Source organism: Comamonas koreensis, assembly GCF_014076495.1.
GTDB classification, from domain to species: Bacteria; Pseudomonadota; Gammaproteobacteria; order Burkholderiales; family Burkholderiaceae_C; genus Comamonas; species Comamonas squillarum.
In genome coordinates this window covers 2,740,629-2,762,033 of sequence record NZ_CP043575.1, presented here as the reverse complement: position 1 = coordinate 2,762,033, position 21,405 = coordinate 2,740,629, and the positions used below count along the sequence as shown (strand labels likewise).

General features: G+C 60.9%; 27 protein-coding genes. 7 read left to right on the top strand and 20 right to left on the bottom strand.

Annotated elements, in window-relative coordinates; genetic code table 11:
• Positions 1-8: 8 nt before the first annotated feature.
• From F0Q04_RS12485 to F0Q04_RS12445, 9 genes are all read right to left on the bottom strand, one after another.
• Complete coding sequence (locus F0Q04_RS12485; RefSeq protein WP_182340952.1) at positions 9-680, bottom strand: DUF6682 family protein; 672 nt, start codon at positions 678-680, stop codon at positions 9-11.
• 9 nt (positions 681-689) lie between these two features.
• Entirely contained in the window at positions 690-1,076 is a 387-nt protein-coding gene (locus F0Q04_RS12480) for a hypothetical protein (protein ID WP_182340949.1), read from the bottom strand.
• A gap of 80 nt (positions 1,077-1,156) precedes the next feature.
• Positions 1,157-1,558, bottom strand: coding sequence for a hypothetical protein (locus tag F0Q04_RS12475; protein WP_182340946.1), 402 nt, complete (start codon positions 1,556-1,558; stop codon positions 1,157-1,159).
• 67 nt (positions 1,559-1,625) lie between these two features.
• Positions 1,626-2,726 (bottom strand): N4-gp56 family major capsid protein, encoded by a 1,101-nt coding sequence (locus tag F0Q04_RS12470; protein WP_182340944.1) that lies wholly within the window; start codon positions 2,724-2,726, stop codon positions 1,626-1,628.
• A 163-nt stretch (positions 2,727-2,889) separates the two neighbouring features.
• Positions 2,890-3,954, bottom strand: a complete 1,065-nt coding sequence (locus F0Q04_RS12465) for a hypothetical protein (protein ID WP_182340940.1) — start codon at positions 3,952-3,954, stop codon at positions 2,890-2,892.
• 36 nt (positions 3,955-3,990) lie between these two features.
• Entirely contained in the window at positions 3,991-4,182 is a 192-nt protein-coding gene (locus F0Q04_RS12460) for a hypothetical protein (RefSeq protein ID WP_182340937.1), read from the bottom strand.
• Between the two features lie 10 nt (positions 4,183-4,192).
• Entirely contained in the window at positions 4,193-6,340 is a 2,148-nt protein-coding gene (locus F0Q04_RS12455) for a genomic island protein (protein ID WP_182340934.1), read from the bottom strand.
• A 5-nt stretch (positions 6,341-6,345) separates the two neighbouring features.
• The gene (locus F0Q04_RS12450; protein WP_232539325.1) at positions 6,346-7,866 is read right to left on the bottom strand and encodes a terminase; all 1,521 of its coding nucleotides are present in this window, start codon (positions 7,864-7,866) and stop codon (positions 6,346-6,348) included.
• 44 nt (positions 7,867-7,910) lie between these two features.
• Positions 7,911-8,594, bottom strand: coding sequence for a hypothetical protein (locus F0Q04_RS12445; protein ID WP_182340928.1), 684 nt, complete (start codon positions 8,592-8,594; stop codon positions 7,911-7,913).
• 156 nt (positions 8,595-8,750) lie between these two features.
• On the opposite strand from F0Q04_RS12445, the gene F0Q04_RS12440 reads away from it, so the two are divergent.
• Positions 8,751-9,167 carry a hypothetical protein gene (locus tag F0Q04_RS12440; protein ID WP_182340925.1) on the top strand — a complete coding sequence of 139 codons (417 nt, stop codon included), beginning with the start codon at positions 8,751-8,753 and terminating at the stop codon, positions 9,165-9,167.
• Positions 9,168-9,172: 5 nt separating this feature from the next.
• Here F0Q04_RS12440 and F0Q04_RS12435 read toward each other — a convergent pair whose 3' ends face one another.
• From F0Q04_RS12435 to F0Q04_RS12385, 11 genes are all read right to left on the bottom strand, one after another.
• On the bottom strand, positions 9,173-9,688 hold the full coding sequence (locus F0Q04_RS12435) for a hypothetical protein (protein WP_182340922.1): 516 nt from the start codon (positions 9,686-9,688) through the stop codon (positions 9,173-9,175).
• A 554-nt stretch (positions 9,689-10,242) separates the two neighbouring features.
• Positions 10,243-10,614, bottom strand: coding sequence for a hypothetical protein (locus tag F0Q04_RS12430; RefSeq protein ID WP_182340920.1), 372 nt, complete (start codon positions 10,612-10,614; stop codon positions 10,243-10,245).
• Complete coding sequence (locus F0Q04_RS12425; RefSeq protein ID WP_182340917.1) at positions 10,611-11,084, bottom strand: DUF1367 family protein; 474 nt, start codon at positions 11,082-11,084, stop codon at positions 10,611-10,613. The genes F0Q04_RS12430 and F0Q04_RS12425 overlap by 4 nt, the downstream gene beginning before the upstream one ends.
• Positions 11,081-11,581, bottom strand: a complete 501-nt coding sequence (locus tag F0Q04_RS12420) for a hypothetical protein (RefSeq protein ID WP_182340914.1) — start codon at positions 11,579-11,581, stop codon at positions 11,081-11,083. The genes F0Q04_RS12425 and F0Q04_RS12420 overlap by 4 nt, the downstream gene beginning before the upstream one ends.
• An 18-nt stretch (positions 11,582-11,599) precedes the next feature.
• Positions 11,600-12,985: a replicative DNA helicase gene (locus F0Q04_RS12415; protein ID WP_182340911.1), complete on the bottom strand. Its 1,386-nt coding sequence runs from the start codon at positions 12,983-12,985 to the stop codon at positions 11,600-11,602.
• Positions 12,982-13,941, bottom strand: coding sequence for a hypothetical protein (locus tag F0Q04_RS12410; RefSeq protein ID WP_182340908.1), 960 nt, complete (start codon positions 13,939-13,941; stop codon positions 12,982-12,984). The genes F0Q04_RS12415 and F0Q04_RS12410 overlap by 4 nt, the downstream gene beginning before the upstream one ends.
• Positions 13,934-14,239, bottom strand: coding sequence for a hypothetical protein (locus tag F0Q04_RS12405; RefSeq protein ID WP_182340905.1), 306 nt, complete (start codon positions 14,237-14,239; stop codon positions 13,934-13,936). Before F0Q04_RS12405 ends, F0Q04_RS12410 begins: the two co-directional genes overlap by 8 nt.
• The gene (locus F0Q04_RS12400) at positions 14,236-14,391 is read right to left on the bottom strand and encodes a hypothetical protein (RefSeq protein WP_182340902.1); all 156 of its coding nucleotides are present in this window, start codon (positions 14,389-14,391) and stop codon (positions 14,236-14,238) included. Before F0Q04_RS12400 ends, F0Q04_RS12405 begins: the two co-directional genes overlap by 4 nt.
• Positions 14,384-14,917, bottom strand: a complete 534-nt coding sequence (locus F0Q04_RS12395) for a hypothetical protein (protein ID WP_182340899.1) — start codon at positions 14,915-14,917, stop codon at positions 14,384-14,386. The genes F0Q04_RS12400 and F0Q04_RS12395 overlap by 8 nt, the downstream gene beginning before the upstream one ends.
• Positions 14,918-15,076: 159 nt before the next feature.
• Positions 15,077-15,352: a hypothetical protein gene (locus F0Q04_RS12390; protein ID WP_182340896.1), complete on the bottom strand. Its 276-nt coding sequence runs from the start codon at positions 15,350-15,352 to the stop codon at positions 15,077-15,079.
• On the bottom strand, positions 15,345-15,557 hold the full coding sequence (locus F0Q04_RS12385; RefSeq protein WP_182340893.1) for a Cro/CI family transcriptional regulator: 213 nt from the start codon (positions 15,555-15,557) through the stop codon (positions 15,345-15,347). The genes F0Q04_RS12390 and F0Q04_RS12385 overlap by 8 nt, the downstream gene beginning before the upstream one ends.
• Positions 15,558-15,628: 71 nt before the next feature.
• Here F0Q04_RS12385 and F0Q04_RS12380 point away from each other — a divergent pair, with 71 nt between their 5' ends.
• The 6 genes from F0Q04_RS12380 to F0Q04_RS12355 all read left to right on the top strand — a co-directional run bounded on the left by F0Q04_RS12380 (position 15,629) and on the right by F0Q04_RS12355 (position 21,374).
• A complete protein-coding gene (locus F0Q04_RS12380) occupies positions 15,629-16,303 on the top strand; it encodes a LexA family transcriptional regulator (RefSeq protein ID WP_182340890.1) in 675 nt (224 codons plus the stop codon).
• Between the two features lie 24 nt (positions 16,304-16,327).
• On the top strand, positions 16,328-16,705 hold the full coding sequence (locus F0Q04_RS12375; RefSeq protein ID WP_182340887.1) for a hypothetical protein: 378 nt from the start codon (positions 16,328-16,330) through the stop codon (positions 16,703-16,705).
• 994 nt (positions 16,706-17,699) lie between these two features.
• A complete protein-coding gene (locus F0Q04_RS12370; RefSeq protein WP_182340884.1) occupies positions 17,700-17,990 on the top strand; it encodes a hypothetical protein in 291 nt (96 codons plus the stop codon).
• The gene (locus F0Q04_RS12365) at positions 17,987-18,346 is read left to right on the top strand and encodes a hypothetical protein (protein WP_182340881.1); all 360 of its coding nucleotides are present in this window, start codon (positions 17,987-17,989) and stop codon (positions 18,344-18,346) included. The genes F0Q04_RS12370 and F0Q04_RS12365 overlap by 4 nt, the downstream gene beginning before the upstream one ends.
• A 115-nt stretch (positions 18,347-18,461) precedes the next feature.
• Complete coding sequence (locus tag F0Q04_RS12360; RefSeq protein ID WP_182340878.1) at positions 18,462-19,463, top strand: recombinase RecT; 1,002 nt, start codon at positions 18,462-18,464, stop codon at positions 19,461-19,463.
• Positions 19,464-21,374, top strand: coding sequence for a YqaJ viral recombinase family protein (locus tag F0Q04_RS12355; RefSeq protein WP_182340875.1), 1,911 nt, complete (start codon positions 19,464-19,466; stop codon positions 21,372-21,374).
• Positions 21,375-21,405 lie beyond the last annotated feature (31 nt).

Sequence of the window (21,405 nt, the reverse complement as noted above, 5' to 3'; positions counted from 1 at the left end):
GGGTGGCCTTACCAGTGGCTGCGCACTATCGGCGGCCGACGATCGCGCTGCTTACGCTGCACGTTGGCATCAGGCCGTCTACCGAAGGCCTGCTCGAATAGCGCCAGGTGCTCACCAGCCTTGACGGCATCGAACGTGTCGGCGTCCTGCTTGAGGTGCGCACGGTACATCAGCCAATGCATCAGGCGCTTGTGGTAGCGGCTGGGCAGCTCAGGCGTCTCCCCACACGCACCAGGCCGCAGAGGATTCAGGGCCCCACGGTAAACGGTCAAGTGGATTGTGCCCGGCACCGTGGGGCGGGGCAGGATGCGCAGCTGCGGCGGACGCGCCCCGCTGGCCTGTTCAAAAATAAAGTCTCGGGGATGACCAGAGCGCTGCTCCCAGTTGCAATTCAGCGCATCCTCTGCCTCCACGCTCGTTTCGCAGATGGCACGGCCATTGAAGGCTGCCCGCTTGATCTCCAAGACGCAGTGGTGCAGCGGGTAGGTGTCTTGGCCAGGCACAACCGCCAGTGTGCACACCTGTGCGGTGGCGCGGTCCTCGATCAGCTTGGCGCGCTCACACGCTTCTTGCACTGCCTCGTTGAGAAAGCCGACGATCTCCTCCGATGTCCAGAACGGTGGATCGGCCTGGTCCAGGACGGCTGCCCGGAAGGTCGAGATGAAATCGCCGACATTCATGGTGGAGCCTTAATCGCCAGCGGAGACGATCTGCCACCCAGCTTCGACTTCTTCGCGGGTGACTGCGAAGCCCAGGCGAGCTTTGAGCTTGGTCAGGTTGGGCTTGCCTTCGGCAGTGAAGTCGCCTTCTTCGCCGCCATCGAGCATGGCCTGCAGCGCCTGCTTGATCAGCAGGGAGCGGTTGGCCGTGTCAACTGGGGTGGTGCCGCCGGCGGTGGTTTGGACCACTGCACCTGCACCGTCAGCTTGTCCGGTGACGATGATCGCGCCGCGGGCAATGGCTTCGCGATGGAAGATCGCAGGGATTTCGTTGCCTTCGGTCGAGATGACCGTGGTGTGGCCACTGGTCAGCCCGATGTGCATCGGCTCAGCGGTGGGAGAGCGAAATTTGAGCATGGTGATTCATCTTTCAAAAGACCCGGCAGGTTTGACGCTGCCGGGTGAAAGGCCTTAACGGCCCGACCACTGAGACAAACTCAGCCTTGAGTGAAAGCCGACCGGCCTTCCACGTAGTAGTGCACAGTCACCCGCGCCAGGCCAGCGGTGGCTGCCGCGCCCGTCTGGGCGAGCAGAGCATTGATGGCTTGGGCAGCAGGCGTCTTGAAACCGGTGATGGTCAGCGCAGTGCGGCCAGCGGTTTTCAAGTCGATGGGCGTTGCGGTGAAGCGGTCATCGTCGGCCGCATCGCCTAGCTTCAAAGTCGCCGTGGTGGCGCTGTTCCAGGGGGTGATCACGGTCACATCACCGCCCACGGGCACAGCATTTCCGGGCAGGTCAATGGCAGCTTCGGCGGTGCCATAAGCTTTGGGATCGCCAAAGGCGATCAGCATGGTGGCCACAATCAGTTCCTGGCGGCCGGCGTTCTTCTTGATCGACATGATCAGCTCCTATCAACAACAAGGGGAAAAGGATGGCAGGGCACGCTGGCCCTGCCCTGTAGGCTGCTTACTGCAGGTAGTGGTCGACCGCCACAATGCCGAAGTCCTCGACACTGTCGTCGTAGATCGAGTGGAACTGTGGCTTGAGGAAGCCGATCATCTTGTCCACGTTGATGCCCTGCTGGCTGTCGTACTGGAAGAGCTTTTCAACCCAGTCCGGCGCGCCCAGGTCGCACATGGCCATGGCTTGTGCACCGCACAGCAGCGTGCGGGTGCCGTTGACGTTGCCGTCGGCGCCCCACTTGGAGCCAGCTGCTGCACCCTTGGTGTTGTAGACCTTGTTGTGCTCGTGGATCACGGCGCCGTCCACAGTCACGGTCGCGCCACTGAACCATGGCGAATCCGTGCCCGCCTTCGTGGCCACCGCCACCACCGCGCGCTGGTAATCGGGGTCCTTCTTCAGCGCTGCCAGCGTGCCGGGGGCCACCAGCAGCACAAAGTACTGCTTGCCGCCATCGGTCAGAGGGCGCACATAGTGCTCCTTGGCGTAGGCGATCAGGTCCACGATCATCTTGTACGAAGGCAGGAACGCCGTCGTGATGGCCGCAGTGTTGGACGCCTGCAGGCTGGTGCCGTCGTACATCAGGGAGCGCTTGGCGCTCGGTGCACGCACATCGGCGGCGAAGGACAGCGATGGGAATGGCGAACCCACACGCAGCGCGCCGTTGGGCTTGTAGGCGTAGCTGATGCCCGACATGGTCAGGAATGCCAGCTGGTCGCAGCGATCAGCCAGCCAGTAGGCCAGGTTGTCGCGGCCGGTCTCGCGGAAGTTGATGACCGTCTTCTGGTCAGACAGCTTTCCCTTGTTGCGCACACCATGGGTCATCAGGTCCAAGCTGATGATCTGGCTGTGCGACTGCATGGCTTCTTCGTTGCCTTCGCGCTCGTTGTCGCCGATCACACCGTCTTCGACCAGGTCGGCGACCAGCTGGAAAATGGCCTGTTCGCCCTTCTCCGTCTTGGTCAGCTCCTTGATCACCTGCACCATCGAGCCCTGGGTGGTGCCCATGAAGCGCTTGAGGAACATCTGGTCGCGGGCGGCGCGCCAAACGTCGCGCGACCAGACCAGCTTTTGAACGGGCGTCAGCCCTGCGAAATTCGTCTGCATTGCATGCTCCAAATAAGTGGTTACTTGTTCGGGACATGCGCCGCCCTATTGCGAAGTGCATGGCATGGGCTGCCAAGAGGCCAGGCCTTTTACGTCGGCCAGCAGACGAGGTGCACCCTGTTTGAACCAGCAGGCCGGGTGAGTGCCTGCTGGGGTTTGGCAATCAGTCGCCGCGCAGCTTCTTGATCTCAGCGGGTGACAGGTTTTCGAACTGCTCGTCCGTCATCTGCGCCACGTTGACCCTGCCTGCATTGGCTCGATCACCTACGCCGCCATTCAGTGCTGGAGGCTGAGCCACTGAGGCTGCAGCGCCGCGAGCAATTGCAGCGGATGTACGAGAGTCTGCCGGAGCTGCTGCAGAAGCAGAATCCTTACCCGGGGTAGGCGCTGCAGCGGCGGCAGCGGAGGCAGGAGCGAACCGGGGTGCAATGGCGGCCACAGCCGCGCGCAGAGCTTCGTGAGCAGGCACGCCCTTGGCGATCTTGGCGTCACGCGCTGCCACGATCAGCTCCACTGCCTCGGCGCCTTCTGGCGTGTCCAGGTACGGGTACTTCTCGACAGTCAGTGCCGTCTCTGCCGCCAGAGCCCGGCCCACGGCCTGCTGGTGTTCAGCCTGGCGCTGCTCGTCAGCGCGCTGGATTGCCGCCTTGGTGGCTTCATCACGCAGGTGCGCGTTGATGCCCTTGCGGATTTCGGCAGCTCGCTTGTGGTCGCCGTCGATCAAGGCGCTCACATATGCCTGCTCCTGAGCATCTTCGTCGAAGGGTGCTGCCGGCGCAGCTGCTGGTGCTGCTGGTGCTCCTGCAGCAGGTGCAGGGGCTGGGCTGGGCGCTTGGCCAACGCCCTGGCGCAAGCGCTCAATCTCTGCCTGAGCTTCGGCCAGGTCCTTCTCGGCCTGCTTGCGGCGCTCGTTCACTTCATTGAAGCGAGCGGGGGGGATGCCAGCGGATCGGCCGCCTTGGCCGCCCTCTCCAGCGCCGTCTGCTTCCTGGCCTTCGCCAGCGCCCTCGCCGCCTTCGCCACCCGCTTCACCAGCCTCTGCACCCTCGCCACCGGCATCTTGGCCGACCAGGCTGGCCAGGGTGCTGGCGTTCAGCTCAGGATCGACAACGTCGCCACGGTCTTCAGCAGGTGCAGGCGCAGGAGCGGCGCCTGTGCCACCAGCGTCAGAGCCATCGTCACCGGCTTCGTTCAGGCGTTTCATCAGTTTCAACAGCAACACGTTCATGGTTCAGTCCTCTCAGTGGTCTATGTAAATGGGTGCTCAGTTCTTGCCGCCGCTCTGGAGCGCCTGTAGGGCTCCCAGCTCAGCCATCTTTTCATTGGCCTTGCCGAGCGCCGCCTTCAGCCGGTCCGGGTCCTTGCGGATTTCTTCGGCGCGCGCCAGGGTGCGCATGTCGTCTTCGGCTTGCCAGTCGCGCTCAGAACTTGGAACGGCAATATCTTTCTTGGCCATTTCGGCTCCTTTAAGGTTGCAGGCCGTCTGGCCCAGGGGTTTTGATGCCGGCCATCAAGCCGACGCCGGGATTGGCTGGAAGCACAGGGTTTGTGTTTTGCGCAGCACCTGGTGGCAGCACCGGCTCAGCCATTTCGGCCGCGCCGCCAGGCGCAGGGTCTGCGGCGACCGGAATTCCAGATGCAGCAGGCACAATCGGCGCCGCGTCATGGTCCACATAGCCAGCGGAGCCCAGCAGGCCGTCGGCCGTCGTGGCGGTGCCCGGTGTCATCTCGATGATCTGCGCCGTCTGAACTGCGCTGTATTGCGTCTCGACGTTCGTGCCGATAGCCCTGTTGTCGGACAGGCGGGCGTCTGCCTTGGCCTTGATCGCCTGCGCGGCCATGAGATCGGCCTTGGCCTGCAGCGTCGGATCGACAGGCGCCGGGCTTGACTGCATGGCTTCGAGAATCTCGGCCTTATCGGCCAGGTTGGAGTATCGGATGACCGTGGCATCGGGCAAGCGCACGCCAGCATTGCGCATTTCCATCACCTGCTGGAACTGGCTGTTTTCGAAGGTCACCTGCATTGGCTGCTCCGAAATCACCACGTCATAGGTGCCCACGGTCACGTCGTTGATGTAGTCACCAGTCGCAGGGTCAAACTTGTTGATCTCCAACACTTCGTCAGTCGGCTTGCCGCTCAGTGGATCCATTTCCGTGATGCGGAAGATGCGGTAGCTGTCGTAGTAGCGCTGGATCAGCTTGGTGATCCGCGTGGCCAAGAGGTGCCGGGTGTAGGCCAGGTTGTCGAGTGGCACCGCCAGTTGCTGCTGGCTGGCAAACTGCTTGGACTGGATGGCGATACCTGATATCTCAGGCCCTTGGCTGCCGCGCATCGCGTCGGGCACGGTCACGTCCTTGAGCGCCTTGTCTGCACGGTCGATGATGCGATCGATGCCGGTAGGCACCTGGTTGGGGCCAATCTTCGTGGGTGGTTTGCTTTCCTTCTTGTACTCGATGACCAGGCCCGTTTGCGCGCCGACATTCTCCAGTTCCTCGGTGTCCATGTTGGACAGCGAATCTTGCTCCACCATCCAGCCGCCATTGGCTGAGCTGTTGAGGATATGGATGAACTGGCTCACCGCTTTGTTCAAGACTTCTTGCGGGCCAATGGCGCTATCAACCATGCCGCGCGTTTTGCCGCGTCGGAAATAAGCGAAGTACGGGACGATCGTGAAGTGGTCATAAGGACTGTAGTCCTCATGCAGCGAACGGCACCAAGTGCTCACGATCCAACGAATACGCTTGCGCATGCGCTTTGCGCGCACCGCCCCCTTGGCCAGAGCATCTGCTTTCGAATCGTCCGCCATGGTGGACTCGACCAGCACATCGCCAGTGGTGGGGTGCACCAGGCACGGGGTGAGCTCATAGACAAACTGCTGCCGCTCGATCACGCGGTAGCGCTTGAAGCCCTGCTCGTCAGTGCGGTAGGCATCGTAGAGGCTGGCCTGGCTGAACATGCCGAACTTGCTGCGCTCGGCCTCGTCATCGAAGTCACCGAAGTCCGGCCCCTCGTCGTTGCTCGACTCCGCCTCGGTCCGAGCGGCCTTACCGTAGCGCTGCTCAATCTCATCTAGCGTCAGCCAGCGCGTCACCAGCACATCGCCCCAGTCGTCTGGGTCGTAGCTCTTGGCATCCGGGTCCGGGATCACGTCCAGCGGATCCAGGGTATCAATGGTCACCTCACCCAGGATGTTGCTCTCAAAATCCATGCGAAGGTCGAAGTAGCCACGCTGCGCGATCAGGCCGTCGCTGAATACCTGCGTCTCCATCCAATGCAGGTTGGTCGAATCCGTCACCTGCTTGACCAGCTTGGTCAGGATCGTGGCCTTATCAAGGTCGGCCTGGCCGCCGCGCGGCTTGTAGACGATGTCCATGCGGTTGTGGATTTGGTAGCCCACGGCTGAATTGATCGAGGGCTGCACCTCGTTGAACTCGTAGCATGGCCGGCCCTGCTCCTGCAGCACAGCACGATCCACCGCGCTCCACTGCTCACCGCCGCCCAGGTACATGCCCTCGCATCGGTTGGCATGTTCCATGAATTGGGTGTGGCCACGGTCCTTGCCGTAGAGGTAGCGGGCCCAGTTCTCTCGCGCCTTGTCGTTGTCTTGTGCCATGGTGTTCATGCGGCCTGAGCCGATCCTCGTTTGCGCTGGCTGATGCCCAGGCGATCACGCCAGGACCGTTCCTTCTTCGCCTGCTTGGGGGTGGGGATGTTGGAGACAAAGGTCATGGCCACGCAGTCGCCCTTGTCCGGGCTGCGGCCCAGCGCCTCGCGGATCTCATCCTTGCTGCGCACCTGAATGGCGGCCTTCTGTCCCATGGTCACCACCTTGTAGCGAACGGCGCACAGGTCGGCGGCAAGCTCTGGGTCAGGCGGAAGGGACACGGGATCTGGGTTCAGAGGGTCCAAGGCTTCACGCATGCGCCAGTACATTTCAGCGCGCTTGTTGCGAAAGCGCAGCTGGCCGGCCTTGTCCATGAGCTCGCTCGAGTTGGAGCCAACAACGGACAGCACCAGCAGATTGAGCCCCACCAGGAAGTCCAGCGCGCTTGAGCCAATGCCAATACCGTCCACGCAGATACACGCGCCGTTGCGCACCAGGGGCACCACGAAGCCTGCTGCCTTGGGGCCGTCATTGGTCACGATGCCCGGCACAGTCACCAGGTGATCGAACCAGTTGCCATAGCGCGGGGCAGCGCTGGATTTGTCGATGCCGCCGCGCGCGGGGTCGAAGCCGAGAGCGGTCATTTGGCCCTTGGCATCCCTGGGCTTCCAGCGGGCCTGCGCTGCCTTCACCCATTCGGTCGGGATCAGCTGCCAGGCAGGGTCAGCCGCGCCGGCGTTGAAATCCCCGCGCAGCATCTGGGAGCGCAGGGGCTCGGGCAGCGCCTGCAGCTTGGCCTTGTAGCCAGTGGCTGCCAGGAATAGGTTGTCATCCACGCTCGACGGGATGAACGTGCGGCTTTGGGGTTTGACCAGTTCGCCCCCCATCATCACTGGCTCAGGCCCGTCGGCTTCCTGGTCCTCGCCCTTTTCGTTGGTGAAATACCAGCGCAGCTCTCCCGGCTTTGCAGGGTTGCCGTGGTTGGGGTCCAGCCATGGCGCCCAAAAGCGCTTCACCCACTCGCCTTCCGGCTCGGTGGGGGGATTCCCCGCGCAAACCACGCGCTGGCGCACCTTGGGGTTGTCCGTGCGCAACCAGCCGATCAGCGTGCGGAACTGCATTTCTGTGAAGTGGCAGATCTCGTCGAACAGCTTGGCGTCGTGCGGACGGCCCTGGTACTTGATCCAATCGCCTGCGTCCTTCACGCTGCCCAGCTCCAGGATCCGCTTGCCAGGCAGACGCCAGACACCGTCTTGGCTGTTGTAGCCCTTGCGCGTGCCGATGATCTTGGCCATGCGCTCTTCGATACCCACCAGCTGCACAGCTTCGCGCCGGAAGATGATGCTGTGTTCTTGGGAGGTAAGCGACAGGCCCAGCAGCAGATCGGTCTTTCCGCCGCCGGCCGAGCCACCGTAGAAGACGATGTCCGCTGGCGAGTTGTAGGCGCTCAGCTGTGGGCCATCCTGCGGCACCCAGATCGGTGCACCGTCGGCCAGCAACAGCTTGTCCAGCTCCCGCTTAAGGTCGGCAGGCATGGCCTTCACCATCTCCAACATTTCAGCAGTGGATGGAGCCTTGCTCATGCGGCTGCACCTCCAGTGATGGCAGCCAAGGCGCCGGGGTTGGCAGCCAACATCCTGGCCATGCGCACAGCCCGCTCTGCATCGGTCAGCTCGCGCCCACCCAACTGGCCCGGCATGTCGCCGCCCTCGGCATCATCTTTGATGCCCCAGGCCTGACGCTCGAGTCCAACCAGCAGGCGCAGGGATTCAGCCAGAGAGCGCATGGTGCTGGTGCGGCCAGCCAGGCTCATTGCCCGGTTCATTCCATCCAGAAGCTTGGACCGTGCCGCGCTGCTCAGCTGTTCGCCGGCCGGGCGCTCGACCAGCGCCTGCTCGATTTCCTCGAAGAGTTCTGGCCGCGTGGTCTGGAGCTCAAGCTCCTCCAGCAGGGTCAGGCACAGGCTGCGGGCCCGCTGAATGTCGCGGCGCTGACCCAGGCGCACATCGGCCACCGCCTGTGCATTGCCGTCGATCACCAGCTTCTCAGCCGCCCGAGCCTCTTTGGATACCTCGCTGGATACCGCCGCTTTGGATACCAGCGCTTCCGCCTTCGCGTGGATCTTCTGGGTGAGGTCGCGCTCCCAGCCATCACGCTTTGCACGCTTGTTGATGGCCCCATGGGTTATGCCGTGTTCTTCTGCGATCTGGCGTAGCGTCTTGATGCCCGCCCGGTAGTCCAGCTCGATGCGCTCCCAGTCCACAGCCTGGCGTGTTGCAGCTTGGACAGCGTCCCTACCGGGCGATGCTACAGAATGTGATGAATTCTTGCTCATTACCCCCATCATCAGCAAATGGGGCTTATTAATCCAACCCGAGGCGGGTGATTGAGATAATGAAATCTTTTAACGGGAGGGTATATGGCAGAAGGCCTTAACCAACAACGGAATGAATTTCAGCCGATGGCATCGCGCACCCAGTTTCTTGCCGCCGAGCCAAGCAGTTTTGACGGCGAGGCCGTTGGGGGGAATTTCGATGCAGATCGGACACTCTCTTACTACGGCGGTGATTGCCCAAAGTTTCACATTGATATTGTTGGGAAAGGTGATCATTGCGACGGCAGGCTTGAGGTGAAAATCAGAGGCGTTGACGGTGTTCCCGATTCAGTGCAAGTCTGGGTTGAGACGCCTGTTTCCTCAAGGACCAGATTTCCTGGCGCACGCATTTTGACGACCAATCGTTTTGAGGTGGTCAATGTGCCAATCACTGATCTAGACGTCCAGCAGAAAATCTGCGAGATCCTTGCAGAAGACGCTCCAATTCTTACTGACCGATAAATCTTCTATGGCACCAGTTGCATTTGTGCTGAACTCCCCAGCTCCTTGAGCTGCCGGGCCATCGCCAGGTTAGATCGTTCCATGTCGCTGATCCGATCTGCCAATGCCCGGTTGCGCACCGTGGCTTCCACGAGCAGCGCGGCAACATCGTTCTGCGTCTGCAGCTGGGCATACTGCAAGGCGAAGCCCCCCAACTGGCGGGCCAGGGCCCGCGCCTCTGGGGTGAAGAGGCGCAGTTCCTGATCCCCCACCTCGATCAGCACCATGCTGTTGTGCAGGTCGGTCACGGAGATGGCCCGGGGCTCGGGCAACGGGTCCACCACTTCATAGACGCCATCGACCAGGCGCCGCATGCGCCCTTCTTCGATCCAGCGGCTGACGTGGTCGTCGACCTTGGTGTAGGGGAAGTCTGTGAGCTCCATCAACCGCTGACGACTGATCGCCTGACCAGCTTCGCGCAGCGAGACAATGCAGTCCCAGATAATCTGTCCTGTGGAGTTGGTGCTAACGGTAGTATTCATCATCATTTCCCGGTAAACTGAGTTTGCTCAGGTCTCAGACCGGGAAACGCCACCTTCGGGTGGCTTTCCTTTTTATGGCAACGTGATGCGCCTCAATAGCTCAGATGGGCTTGGTAGCGAGACCGGAATCCCGCTGCTCAACCTTTCTTTAAGCACTTGCCAGTAGGGGATTCGAGGATTCAGTCTTTCCCAGTCTAGGTATGCCCCCAGAGGGGATACGCCCCACCCTGTAAGTTCATCCCCTTCTGACCCCACGCATACCCAAATTTTCAGAGGCTGCTCGTTTCCGCCTGCCATCAGACGCACCCTTGGTTTCTTGGTGCTCGTATCGGCCTCCTTCCGTGGTGCAGCAAGATCCCACTGGAACGGCGCTGAGAAGCTGCCTAGTGGCATCCCTGCACATCCAGGGTTGGCATCCAGAAGACCGTCCCTGTATCGGATTGATGCGTTGTTTAGCATGGCTAGAGTCAGAAATGCTTGCCCTTGTGGATTGGGATCGCTCATAAGCACTTCTAGGTAGCGCCGCAAGTTTGGGTGAAACGTTAAGATGGTTTTCATGCTCCGCACCCTCCCCGTGCCAGTGCAAACACGCAGTTGGGCTGCGTGCGCAGGGCCAGCGCCACCGTTTCTGCCGCGCTCAAGGGTGCCGACGGCTCCGCTTTGACGGGTTTGGCAGTGCTGGCCATGGCCTCCAGCATGGTCTGGCTGCCGTCGGCCAGCTGGTATTTGACGGGCCTTTTGCTGCGATCGACGCTCATGAGGCCCAAGCTCACGGCCCGGGTGCAGTAGGTCCATGTGTGGCGCGGCTCGATCTCTCCCGTCATGCGCGCGGTGATCTCCGAGCAGGTGCAGGAACCGAGCTTGCCGACGATATCCAGCACTTCGCGGAAGCGCTGCCCCAGTGGGCGGCCTGTTGCGTGGGTCATTGGCGGAACTCCCCAAAAAACGATTCCATGCTGGCCCAGCGCTGCTGGGCGTTCTGTGTGGGCCACAGGACCAGCTGTGCATGCTCAGTCCACAGGAACTGGTCAATGTCGCGATGCAGCTCACAGAAGGCTGCTTCGTCCATGCTCTCGAAATCCATGCTCTTGGGCACAGCGTTGGGCTTGCCGTCCAGGCCTGGCACGAAGTCGCAGTGGCCGGCGCCCATAAGGAGCCAGGCGCGCAGCTTGCTGGCATCGTCGAAGGCCTCGGTGCGGTCCAGCAGCCGGTTGATCCTCAGGAAGAAGAACCGGTGATGCTCGGGCGAACGCGGCAGCCAGAACTGGAAGCCCAAGGTTTCGCCGGGCTTGAGGCTGTTCACGGCATTCTTGAAGCGGGCATAGGCCCGGTGCCCAGCAGCGTCGGACCCGCAGAGCTTGCCGTCCTGGCCTTTGGTGATCACGAGGCGGGTCATGCCAGTTCCTGGCGGCCCCAGTGGGCCAGCAGCACGCTCTCAGCGCGGTTGTGGTCTTTGGCGCGAGACAGCGATGCTGCAGCCTCTGGGTGCTTGGTACGCGCAAGCGCGAGCGACTCGCCCTTTTCCTTGCCCACGCCCAAATCCTTCTTCCACTGGCCCGGCGCCACGTACCGCACCTTGTATTTCAAGCACTCCAGCACCGATTCGATGGCGCCCAGCGAGCGCAGCAGGCTACCTTGCGTTTGCACAGCGTTGTTGGCACCGCCCATGGTGCCCACTTGCTCGAGTACAACGGTGGGCAGGCCATCTTCTGCCGGGCAGTGCTTGAGCAGCAGCTGGCACAGCGCGCGGCCGTCGATCTTGCGCTTTACCAGCGCCTTGGGGCCGGCGCCAGGTGCAGCCATGGTGGGCAGGTCGAACACCACACGCACGCCGTTGTGGTCGGTGACAGCGATCGCGCCGGTCAAACCTGGGTCAATTCCTATAATGATCATTGGTGGTCGCTCCTATTTTTATTCAAAATCTCGGGGGGCGGCCGTGCCGGGCTTCGGACCGTCCCAGTTCATGAATCGCACGTTCTCGCCTACGTAACAGAGGTCAATATCGCCAGTGGCGCCACCTCGCTGCTTTGCAACTCGCAGGTTGCAGTAGTAGCGCCAATCCGCACTCAGGGTTGGCTTGGCATGGATCGGGCGAAACGGAAACATCACGATGTCGGCGTCTTGCTCGATCTCTCCGCAGTCCCGCAGGTCTGACAGAAGCGGAATTTGGTCGACGCGCTTCTCAACCTCTCGATTCAGCTGCGCCAACAACATCACTGTGATGCCCAGCTCCTTGGCCAGTTTTTTCAGGTTGCGTGTGACTTCTCCAAGCTGCGAAGTGCGGTTCGCACGTGGGTCGGTTCCATCCATGAGGCCGAGATAGTCGATGATCAACAGACGCAGGCCATGACGACGCTTGAGCGCACGCGCCTTGGTGCGTAAGGTGTTGATGTTCAGGCTGGACTTATCGTTCACGAAGAACGGCAGTTTTCGAATCTGATCGGCTGCCTGGGTCAGGTCGGCCCAGTCCTGATCTCCGAGTCGCTCGGGCCGGCGGATCTTCGACAGATGAACATTCGATACCATCGAGACTTGGCGATCCTGCAGGTGTTGGCGCGGCATCTCCAGTGAGAACATGCCGACAGTAGCGCCGATCTGAGCGCAGTACATGCCGATCGTCACCGCCAGCGCCGTTTTCCCCATGCTCGGCCGTGCACCGATGATTACCAAATCACCCGGCCTCATGCCGCCATCAAGTTGATTGTCCAAGTCACGAAGGCCTGTTGGAAGAAAACCGCTACCCTTGTTCTCCAGCCGGGTGTTGAGCTCATCAATGAACTCGGTCATACCTTCGTCTGAGCCGGTCCACTCCTCTCCTGGGGAGGCTTCGAGCAGACCAGCCAGTTGGGCCGACACTTGCTCTACGCGATCACCTATAGGCATCGAGTGGTCTGCTGCAAGATCCCTGGCCTTATCGACAACGCCCAATAGCTGCCGACTTAGTGCCCGTTCATGGACGATCTCGGCGTAGCGTCGTACAGCCGATCCGTTTGTCGTGCTAGCCTGCGAGATCTCGTTCAGGTAGTACAACTCGACTCGACCCTGCAGGTGTTCAAACACTGTCAGTACGTCGATAACCTTGCAGGCCATGGCCATGCTTGCGATTGCCGAGTAAATCTCGCCGTATTGCTCCACAGCGAAGTGGTGCGCCTGCAAGATGTCGCCCACCACATCGAAATGCCGTGCGTCCATGAGCAGCGATCCCAGAACCGCCTGTTCGGCTTCGATGCTCGCCAGCGGCGAGGTAATCGACTGCTGTTCGCCATCGAGTGGCGGAAAGGTTTGTGGGGCATTCATGCAGCACCACCCTTCGTGACCGTGCGCTCGATGACATGCTGCATACCACGGTCCGTCAGCAGGAAGTCGAGATCGCACTGCCAGCCAGCATGCTCAGCGCTGCGCTGGCTGCGTCCCATCAGGAAATCGTTGTCACGGGCACGACTGAAGTAGCCGCGCAGCCATTCGATGGCCTCGCTAGCACTCTGCGCCCTCGGCGTGTTATCGGATTTTTTGCTCGTCAGGACCCAACGCCAGACACGGGCAATAGCCTTGCGGCGCTTGTCGCTCAGAAGCCGAACGCGTGGAAGTTCCGGAAGAATTTCATGGTATGCCGAAACAACTGCGTCAACATCACAGCGAGACAGCTTTGAGTCTTTGACGACAACATCGGCACTGGGCTCATCATCGAGAAGACAAGTTTGATCCGTCCCCGCTCCGTCGCCCCCGGCGACAGAACCGTTAGGTTCTTCATTCTTTTCCTGTTCCTGTTCTTGCTCCTGTTCTTGTTCTTGGCTTCGTAGGCCCTTTGAAGGGGCTTTCGAAGAGTCGCTATTTCCACGCTTTCGCTCCAGGTGGAAAGCCTGTTGATAGCGGTCGAAGAAGACGCCCAAGAAAGGGTTGTCTGGGAGGGCGTCATAGTCCTTCTGGATTCCCTTGCAACGCAAGTCAGACGCTTTGAGTTCGCTAGCAATTTGGTAGCTTGCCATCTCGTGAACCCACACGAATTCCGAGTCTTCGTCGTAGGAGCAATAACCTACTTCGACACACTTCTGAAGGCCCTTCATAGCCCCTTCTTGACCTAGGCCAGTTTCATGCGCCATGTACAAAACAGGCTGCGCGAACAAACCGAGCATGTTGGAGCTGGGAGAGGACATCAGGTACAAGGCCACCACAAGCCCTTCGGGGGACCTTCGAAGGGCCTTTATGGTCTTGCCGTGCCACATCTTTGGCACAACTTTGGCGTAGTCACGCATGAGGCAAACCCCTCTCAGCAGCCATCTGCGCTTTGCGCTCTGGCGATCGGCTGTTGATCAGCGCATACATCGCCTTGCGATTGCGCTCGGCGCTCTCGTGGTACAGCGGGTCCTTGGTGTGCTGGTAGTCGACCAGGTCGGCGTGCATCAGCAGGCCCTGGGCCTTGATGCGCAGTTCCATGGCCTGGTCAGCTGGCGCCATGGCGTTGGGCAACTCATCGAAGCTCACGACCATTGCAGGCAGGTCCTGCTCACCCTCCGGCCCGATGATCCGGATCATTGACATTTGGGCGTTCATGACTGCTCCACAGCCTGCTCGTAGGCGTCGGCAAAGGCTTCTGCAGCTGCTGTGCCCAGAGGCCAGGGGCATGCTTGTTCGATGGGGGTGCCGGCCGCGCGCGCTCGCTGGGCCAGGCTCTGGATGTATTCGAGGCTCACGACATCAGGCATGGGTGCCTCCTGCGGAATCCGAATCGAGTGGATTGCCCTCGCAGAGCTTGAGCGTCAAAGTAGCGCCATGCCACTTCTGGTTCGCCCACTCGTTCATCACCTCGTTGACAACCGTGCCCCGGTCCGCATTCACGCCTTGGAACGCCTTGCGGTGCTCGGCAGCAGCACTGATCACCTGGAGGGTGGTCTTGGGCACGCTTGCGCGCACGCACTCGAACTTGTCTTCCGACTGGGGCTCAGCGAACTCCAGCGGCTTTGCAGCGATCACGGCGAAAGGGTTGTCGCCCGCTTTGTCGCACTGGATCTGGGCGGCCTCCCATTGGCGCTGCGCCCAGCTCGCCAGCACTTCGTTGATCACGCGGCTGCGGCTGCAGTCAGCATCGCTGTAGCGCAGGCGGAAGTGCACTTCGGCGTCGATCATGTTCAGGGTGAACTTGTGCATGTTCACGCGCAGCTCCGAGCGGTCGAGGTTCGGATTAGCTTCTCGGGCGAAGCTGGGCGCTTCGTTGTCTTTGCTCAGTGTCATTTTTGGGTCCTTGTTGTGGTCAAGGTTGCTCAGGGGATGGGTGGTGGCCAGGTGGATCAGAGGGCTGAGGACTGGCGCGAATGGCTTGCAGCGAAACGGACGCTGGCAGGCCGTGCGGTACTGGGTGAATCGGGGTAGTTCCAGGCAGCGGCCCGGCGCTCAGGCGTCTGCCGCATATCCAGCACTCGATGAAAGATCGAGCTCAGGAAACACCAGGACGCCGGCGCGGCAGAAAACACACACCCGGCGACCATCAGCCAACGGCCGTCCGTACACGTGGCCAAGCAAGCTGCACGACCGGATCAGGTCTGCATGCTTTTCGTCAATCTCTGTGCACACAGCGGCCAGGATTTCGCGCTTGCGTTCATCGAGGCGCTCGAGCTCGTCCACGATGGACTGGCGCTGTTGGGTTTCGGTGCCTGCAGGTTCAAACATGAGGGACCTCCACAGACGCCCTGGCGCCCAGCACCCCGTCAGGCACAGCAATGCCACTACGGACGCATGCGGCAATCACGCGATCAACCAGCCGTGCTGGAAGCACGTCTGGCCACTGCGAAATGGCTTGCGGGTTGATACCAATGGCTTTGGCGGCTACAGCCACCGAGCCACCCAACAATTCAATGGCGTCTGCTTTTTTCATTCCCGAATGTTAGCACGCTTACAATTATGGAAGCAAGCACACTAACCATCAATACAAGTAAGCTCACTTTCGTGAGCACACTTCAAGAACGAATCGCAGAAATCATGGCAGCGGCCAATCTGACAGTCGGCCAAATCGCCGAGCTGACAGGGGTGTCGTCGTCTGCTGTTACGCAATGGAAAGATGGTCCGACCAAGACCATCAAGGCATCTCCCGCGACAAAGCTTGCCGCCAAGACGGGCTACAGCGCGATCTGGATATCCACCGGTGAAGGCGCCAAGCGTTTAGCACCGCAGCATTCGTCAATCTCGTCTGAAGTAGGTGATCGGATCGAACTTCGAGAAATGAGGAAGATACCGGTGGTGGGCGAAGTAAAAGGCGGGGACGACGGATACCTGGAAGAGCTCGAATATCCGGTGGGACACGGCGAGGGCTTTGTGCTCTACCCGACGAACGACCCGAACGCTTATGCAGTTCGGGTGCGTGGTGATTCGATGCATCCAAGATACCGGGCCGGCGAGTTCGTGATTGTCGAACCGAACATTGAACCGCAGGAAGGCGATGACGTGGTGGTGGCGTGCACCAACGGCAAGAAAATGCTCAAGCAGTTGAATTGGCGTCGGGATGGCGAAATCCAGTTGCTTTCCATCAACAATGGCTACGGCCCGCTCACTGTATATGAGCACGAAATTCAAACGATCCAGCTGGTGGCTGGCAGAGCGCGTCGCAATGCTCTGCAGTTTTAGCTCGAACGTTTACCGAGGTGCCACATGAATGAAAAGGATGTGTGCCTTGCTTCTCTCCAGCGCCATGTGCCACACACATTTGAAGCGATGCAACACCTGGTTATGGCCATGGACGACTATGTCAAAAGCATGGGTAAGAAGACCATCTTCGGTAAGGAGAAGGCGCCAGCGGCTTACGAGAAGTACCTTCAACACCTGCAGCGAACATGCCTTGCGCTACAGCGAGACGGGCAAGTCTCCCCCAGTGCAAGCTCAGAAGAAATCATACTGAAGCTGCAATCAGTCATAGCTCTGTTCAAAAGAGCGTTTCCGAATTGGCCCAATGCCTACATGTACTTTGAGTGGTCAACGACGGAAGACAAAAGCAATACTGCTGGGCTGATCACCCTTCTTGTGGGTTGAGCATCAGCGCTGTTGTGTGACTGACCCATACCGGCTACCTACGCACTGACTGCGTCCCCTTCACCAAAATGCACCGCCGCAAAGGCGGTTTATTTTCGCCTACGCCCAGAAATGTTAGCTCACTTAAAAATATTTCGTAAGTATGCTTGACTTTGAATGTAAGCACGCTAACAATACTACTTAACGACACCATACAGCACAACAGTTCTGCAGGTGGCGCCACCGGCCAGATGGTCAACCGGCGTCGAAAGATGGGAAGGGGTAGCTGAGGCGCTACACGCGCAGTAAGTGACGACCCCGAGGAGCCATGAAGGTGCTGCCCTTGCACCGCGGAGGATGGGGCATTGTTAGGTCTGGAGCCGAAGAACCGGGGAACTGGGGAAGCGGGAAGAGCTAGACCGAAAACCAAAGCGCTTTCCCGCGAGAGCTTTTTGGTTTGGAAGGGAGAACGTCATGTAGGAAAGATGGCCCGCACGAGCCTATCGTGCCCCGGCCTGCAGGGTTAGCAGGACCATCATTTGAGCGGCGGCGTGGAAAGCAGACACGCGGGAAGTGCGGGAACAAGCGCACACATGAGGGCGAAAGCCTTGGAGGTTCCGGGTCTGGTCACAGTCAGGGCAATGCCCCGTTATCGAGAAGCGCAACCAGACCACAGCAGGAGTAGCGCCCTGCCCGCTCAAATGATGGTGAATGCGCAGGCTGATGCGATAACGATGGGAGACCTGTGCAGGCGGGCTGCTCCCAAAGCACTACGGGAGAGCGACCTCTGAAAGCCGTCAGGCCAAGCCGCTCAGCTAAACGTACCTGCAAAGTGCGGACCACGTAGATGCCGGGTTCAGCTCCGGCCACCATCAACCCACCCTCCCCGCCCGATACCCCTCGGGCGTTTGAGCCACCCTTACCGGTGGCTCTTTTTTATTCCCCTGAGCGCTGCCCTCCAGTCGGCGCCTTCGCCCGCCCCCACAGCGGGCTTTTTTATTCCGAGGAGAAGCCCATGAACGACTTGTCCATTCACCGCGCGCTGGCTCGCGGGCAGCGCCGCTGGGACGACATGGAGCCAGACGACGACGATCCGCCCGTTTCCATGGCCGTGCACATGGAGTTGGTTGACAAGTTCTTCAAGTCAGAGGAGCAGAAGGCCCGCCTGCTTGAAGAGGCCCGCGACCTAGCTGAAACAGCCAACCGCACCCGCTGCTGTATGGGCGACAGGATGCTGCGGCTCTGCGACGAGATAGAGGGCATTACCCCAGACCCTGAGGTATCACAAGAGGAGCCAGAGGCATGAAGCGCATCCCCTTCCCCGCTGATGTCAGCGACACCACACGACGCTACCCGCGCACTCTGGAACAGGCCTTTGGTCCGTACCAGCGCCAATCTGTGATTGTTCCAATGGGCCCGGCTGGTAGCGGCCAGGGCTCAATGCCTCTCTCCGCGCTGCTCATCTGCATTGCGGCAGCAGCGCTGGCCCTGCTGAGCGGCTGCACTGGCGCAGATGCTGGTGAGCAGCCCCAGCCCAAGCACCTGGTCGCCCAGCAGGAGCAGCGCCGGGCAGTCGCAGCGGCGCACCTGTGCGGCCCTGGCAAGACAGCCGTGTGGCACGACAGCACCGAAATGCAATGCATGCGAGAGGTGAACCCTTGAGAGCCATCCTCCACGCCTTCCTCTGGAGCGCCATCACGGCGCTTTCTTTTTCTGCAGCTGCCGTGCTTTCGACATCGGCCCGCTTTTTCTGATCCCGCTCACCACCACCAAAACCATGACCACTTCACAAACCAACAACCAGCTGGCACCGCGCCAAAACACGCAGGTCGACCTGTCGCCCCAGACCTTTGAGCAGGCGCTGACCTTCGCGCAGTACCTGTCCGACAGCAACATGGTGCCCAAGGACTTCCAGGGCAAGCCAGCGAACTGCCTGATCGCCATGCAATGGGGCACGGAACTCGGAATGAAGCCGCTGCAGGCGATCCAGAACATCGCGGTGATCAACGGCCGCCCTGCCCTCTGGGGTGATGCAGTCATCGCTCTGGTGCTCGCCAGCCCAGTTTGCGACTACGTCACCGAAGAGGATGACGGTACCACTGCCGTCTGCCGCGTGCGGCGCAAAGGTGGCGCTGAGCAGGTCCGCTCCTTCAGCATGGAAGATGCGCGCATGGCGGGCCTGGCGGGCAAGCAAGGCCCCTGGACGCAGTACCCAAAGCGCATGCGCCAACTGCGCGCCCGAGCTTTCGCACTGCGCGATGTCTTCCCCGATGTGCTGCGTGGCATGGCCGTAGCCGAGGAGTTGCAGGACATGGAGACTGCAGGCAAACCACCGGTCAACAAGCACATGGGCCAGGCCGAAGAGGTCAAACAGGACTATCCGCAGGCCGACTTCGACGCCAAGCTCGCGGAGTGGAAGAAGCAGCTGGACAAGGGTGTGCCCGCCGAGCGGCTGATCCAGTTCGTGCATTCCAAGAACGCCAGCTACACCCTCACGGAATCGCAGCAAAAAACCTTGATCGATTACCAGCCGGTGGCCCCTGCTGCCAAGCCAGTAGCGCAGAAGGAGGAGATCACCGACGTGCAGCCAAAGAGCACGCCGGCCACCGACGCGCCGGCGCTGAGTCCTGAGAAGTTGGAGGCCGACATGGCAGCCGCTACTGACTTGGAAAAGCTCTACGAGCTGGGCAGCCTGCTGGACGCCATCCCCGATGTCGCGCAGCGCCTGCGCCTGAACGAAGTTTTCGATGCTCGCGTGGCCGAGCTGGAAGGTCAATAAATGGAAGTCGTGAATCTCACACAAGGCACGCCGGCATGGCATGCGCACCGGGCCGCCCACTTCAATGCCAGCGACGCGCCGGCGATGATGGGCTGCAGCAGCTACACCTCGCGCTCGGAGCTGATCCAGCGCCTGGCCACCGGCATCGTTCCGGAAGTGGATGCGGCCACACAGCGCCGCTTTGACGCTGGGCACCAGTTTGAAGATTTGGCCCGGCCTGCTGCTGAGCTGATCGTCGGCGAGGAACTGGCACCCCTGGTGGGCACCAATGGTAAGTACAGCGCGAGCTTTGACGGCCTGACCCTGATGGGCGAGACGGCGTGGGAGCACAAGAGCCTGAACGACCGGCTGCGCGACGCAATGAAGCCAAGTGCCACGGGTGCCGATCTGCCGCTGGAGTACCAAGTGCAGATGGAGCACCAGGCCATGGTCGCCGAAACCGTGGCGCGCACGCTGTTCCTGGCCAGCAAGTGGGTGGTGAACAGAAGCACCGGCGAATGGGTGTGCGAAGAGCAGCGCAGCTGCTGGTACACGCCGAACCCTGATCTGCGCGCCAAGATCGTCGCCGGGTGGGCTCAGCTGGAACAAGAGGTTGCCGCCTACCAACCCGAGCCCGAAGCACCCAAGCCCGCGCCTGAGGCCAAGCTGCGCGAAGCCTTGCCGGCGCTGCGCCTGGATGCGAAGGGTGAGATCACCACCAGCAATCTGGATGAATTCAAGGCCGGTGCGCTGGCACGCATCAACAGCATCAACACGGTGCTGGAGACCGACCAGCAGTTTGCTGAGGCCGACGACGATGCCAAGTGGTTGCGCGGTGTTGCTGACGCCATGAAGCAAGCTGGCAAGCGAGTGCGCGCCAACATGCAAAGCGTGGATGAAGCGCTGACGGTACTCGAGCAGCTGGACAAGATCGCCACAACCAAGGCCCTCGATCTGGAAAAGCGTGTGAAGTCAGAAAAGGATGCACGCAAGCAGACGCTGGTGCTGCAGGCCCAGCAGGATCTGGACAGCCATACCGCCTCGCTCAACCAGCGGTTGGGCACCAACTGGCTGCCGCGCTTGGCCGGCGGATTCGCCGAGGTGATCAAAGGCCTGAAGTCGCTCGACAGCATTCGCGACAAGGTAGCGGTGGCGCTGACCAATGCCAAGGTGGACGCGAACGCGCTGGCCGACCAACTGGAGGTCAACCGCAAGCACCTGGTGCAGGACAACGGCGACTGGATAACCCTCTTTCCAGACTTCGCCACTGTGGGCGCCAAGGCCTCCGAGGACTTCCAGGCGCTGGCCGCCATGCGCATTGGCCAGCATCAGGCGGCAGAAGCCAAGAAGCTGGAGGCTGAGCGCGAGCGCATTCGCGCTGAGGAAGAAGCAAAGGCCAAACGCGAAGCAGACGCCCGAGCAGCTCAAGAAGCGGCCGAGCGGGACCGGCAGCTCGAAGTCGAGCGTGTCCGCATCCGCGCCGAAGAGCAGGCAAAGGCTCAAGCCGATGCAGCAGAAGAGCGCAAGCGCATTCAGGAGCAAGCCCAGAGCGCCAAGGCTGAGATCACTCAGGCAGCACAAACCGGGGCGCTGGGCGAGCCTGTGGCCAATGATCTTGCCCGCCTGGCCACCAGCAACGCTGCAGAGGCAGTGGCCGGGATCGACGCCAAGCAGGTGATCAATGCAGCCCAAACCAGCGCGGCAGCCCAGGCGGATGAAAGCGTGATCAGCATCGGCAAGATCAACACCACCTTGAAGGCCGGCGGCATCGATGTGCTGGTGAATGCCGGCACGCTCGACAGCCTGGGCATCAGCTACCGCAAGGAGCGCAACTCCGTCCAGATGCCTGAATCCAGCTTCCCACGCCTGTGCCTGGCCTTGGCCATGCGCCTGCAGAAGATGGCCAACGAATACACGCATCAAACCGTGTGACCACGCCGGTACCAGTGCCGGCCCCTCCCCG

What these genes read in the sequence shown, in the direction of transcription:
- F0Q04_RS12485 (WP_182340952.1), bottom strand. Translation starts at nt 680, where the DNA reads ATGAATGTCGGCGATTTCATCTCGACCTTCCGGGCAGCCGTCCTGGAC.
- F0Q04_RS12480 (WP_182340949.1), bottom strand. Translation starts at nt 1,076, where the DNA reads ATGCTCAAATTTCGCTCTCCCACCGCTGAGCCGATGCACATCGGGCTG.
- F0Q04_RS12475 (WP_182340946.1), bottom strand. Translation starts at nt 1,558, where the DNA reads ATGTCGATCAAGAAGAACGCCGGCCGCCAGGAACTGATTGTGGCCACC.
- F0Q04_RS12470 (WP_182340944.1), bottom strand. Translation starts at nt 2,726, where the DNA reads ATGCAGACGAATTTCGCAGGGCTGACGCCCGTTCAAAAGCTGGTCTGG.
- F0Q04_RS12465 (WP_182340940.1), bottom strand. Translation starts at nt 3,954, where the DNA reads ATGAACGTGTTGCTGTTGAAACTGATGAAACGCCTGAACGAAGCCGGT.
- F0Q04_RS12460 (WP_182340937.1), bottom strand. Translation starts at nt 4,182, where the DNA reads ATGGCCAAGAAAGATATTGCCGTTCCAAGTTCTGAGCGCGACTGGCAA.
- F0Q04_RS12455 (WP_182340934.1), bottom strand. Translation starts at nt 6,340, where the DNA reads ATGGCACAAGACAACGACAAGGCGCGAGAGAACTGGGCCCGCTACCTC.
- F0Q04_RS12450 (WP_232539325.1), bottom strand. Translation starts at nt 7,866, where the DNA reads ATGCCTGCCGACCTTAAGCGGGAGCTGGACAAGCTGTTGCTGGCCGAC.
- F0Q04_RS12440 (WP_182340925.1), top strand. Translation starts at nt 8,751, where the DNA reads ATGGCAGAAGGCCTTAACCAACAACGGAATGAATTTCAGCCGATGGCA.
- F0Q04_RS12435 (WP_182340922.1), bottom strand. Translation starts at nt 9,688, where the DNA reads ATGAATACTACCGTTAGCACCAACTCCACAGGACAGATTATCTGGGAC.
- F0Q04_RS12430 (WP_182340920.1), bottom strand. Translation starts at nt 10,614, where the DNA reads ATGACCCACGCAACAGGCCGCCCACTGGGGCAGCGCTTCCGCGAAGTG.
- F0Q04_RS12425 (WP_182340917.1), bottom strand. Translation starts at nt 11,084, where the DNA reads ATGACCCGCCTCGTGATCACCAAAGGCCAGGACGGCAAGCTCTGCGGG.
- F0Q04_RS12420 (WP_182340914.1), bottom strand. Translation starts at nt 11,581, where the DNA reads ATGATCATTATAGGAATTGACCCAGGTTTGACCGGCGCGATCGCTGTC.
- F0Q04_RS12415 (WP_182340911.1), bottom strand. Translation starts at nt 12,985, where the DNA reads ATGAATGCCCCACAAACCTTTCCGCCACTCGATGGCGAACAGCAGTCG.
- F0Q04_RS12410 (WP_182340908.1), bottom strand. Translation starts at nt 13,941, where the DNA reads ATGCGTGACTACGCCAAAGTTGTGCCAAAGATGTGGCACGGCAAGACC.
- F0Q04_RS12405 (WP_182340905.1), bottom strand. Translation starts at nt 14,239, where the DNA reads ATGAACGCCCAAATGTCAATGATCCGGATCATCGGGCCGGAGGGTGAG.
- F0Q04_RS12400 (WP_182340902.1), bottom strand. Translation starts at nt 14,391, where the DNA reads ATGCCTGATGTCGTGAGCCTCGAATACATCCAGAGCCTGGCCCAGCGA.
- F0Q04_RS12395 (WP_182340899.1), bottom strand. Translation starts at nt 14,917, where the DNA reads ATGACACTGAGCAAAGACAACGAAGCGCCCAGCTTCGCCCGAGAAGCT.
- F0Q04_RS12390 (WP_182340896.1), bottom strand. Translation starts at nt 15,352, where the DNA reads ATGTTTGAACCTGCAGGCACCGAAACCCAACAGCGCCAGTCCATCGTG.
- F0Q04_RS12385 (WP_182340893.1), bottom strand. Translation starts at nt 15,557, where the DNA reads ATGAAAAAAGCAGACGCCATTGAATTGTTGGGTGGCTCGGTGGCTGTA.
- F0Q04_RS12375 (WP_182340887.1), top strand. Translation starts at nt 16,328, where the DNA reads ATGAATGAAAAGGATGTGTGCCTTGCTTCTCTCCAGCGCCATGTGCCA.
- F0Q04_RS12370 (WP_182340884.1), top strand. Translation starts at nt 17,700, where the DNA reads ATGAACGACTTGTCCATTCACCGCGCGCTGGCTCGCGGGCAGCGCCGC.
- F0Q04_RS12365 (WP_182340881.1), top strand. Translation starts at nt 17,987, where the DNA reads ATGAAGCGCATCCCCTTCCCCGCTGATGTCAGCGACACCACACGACGC.
- F0Q04_RS12360 (WP_182340878.1), top strand. Translation starts at nt 18,462, where the DNA reads ATGACCACTTCACAAACCAACAACCAGCTGGCACCGCGCCAAAACACG.
- F0Q04_RS12355 (WP_182340875.1), top strand. Translation starts at nt 19,464, where the DNA reads ATGGAAGTCGTGAATCTCACACAAGGCACGCCGGCATGGCATGCGCAC.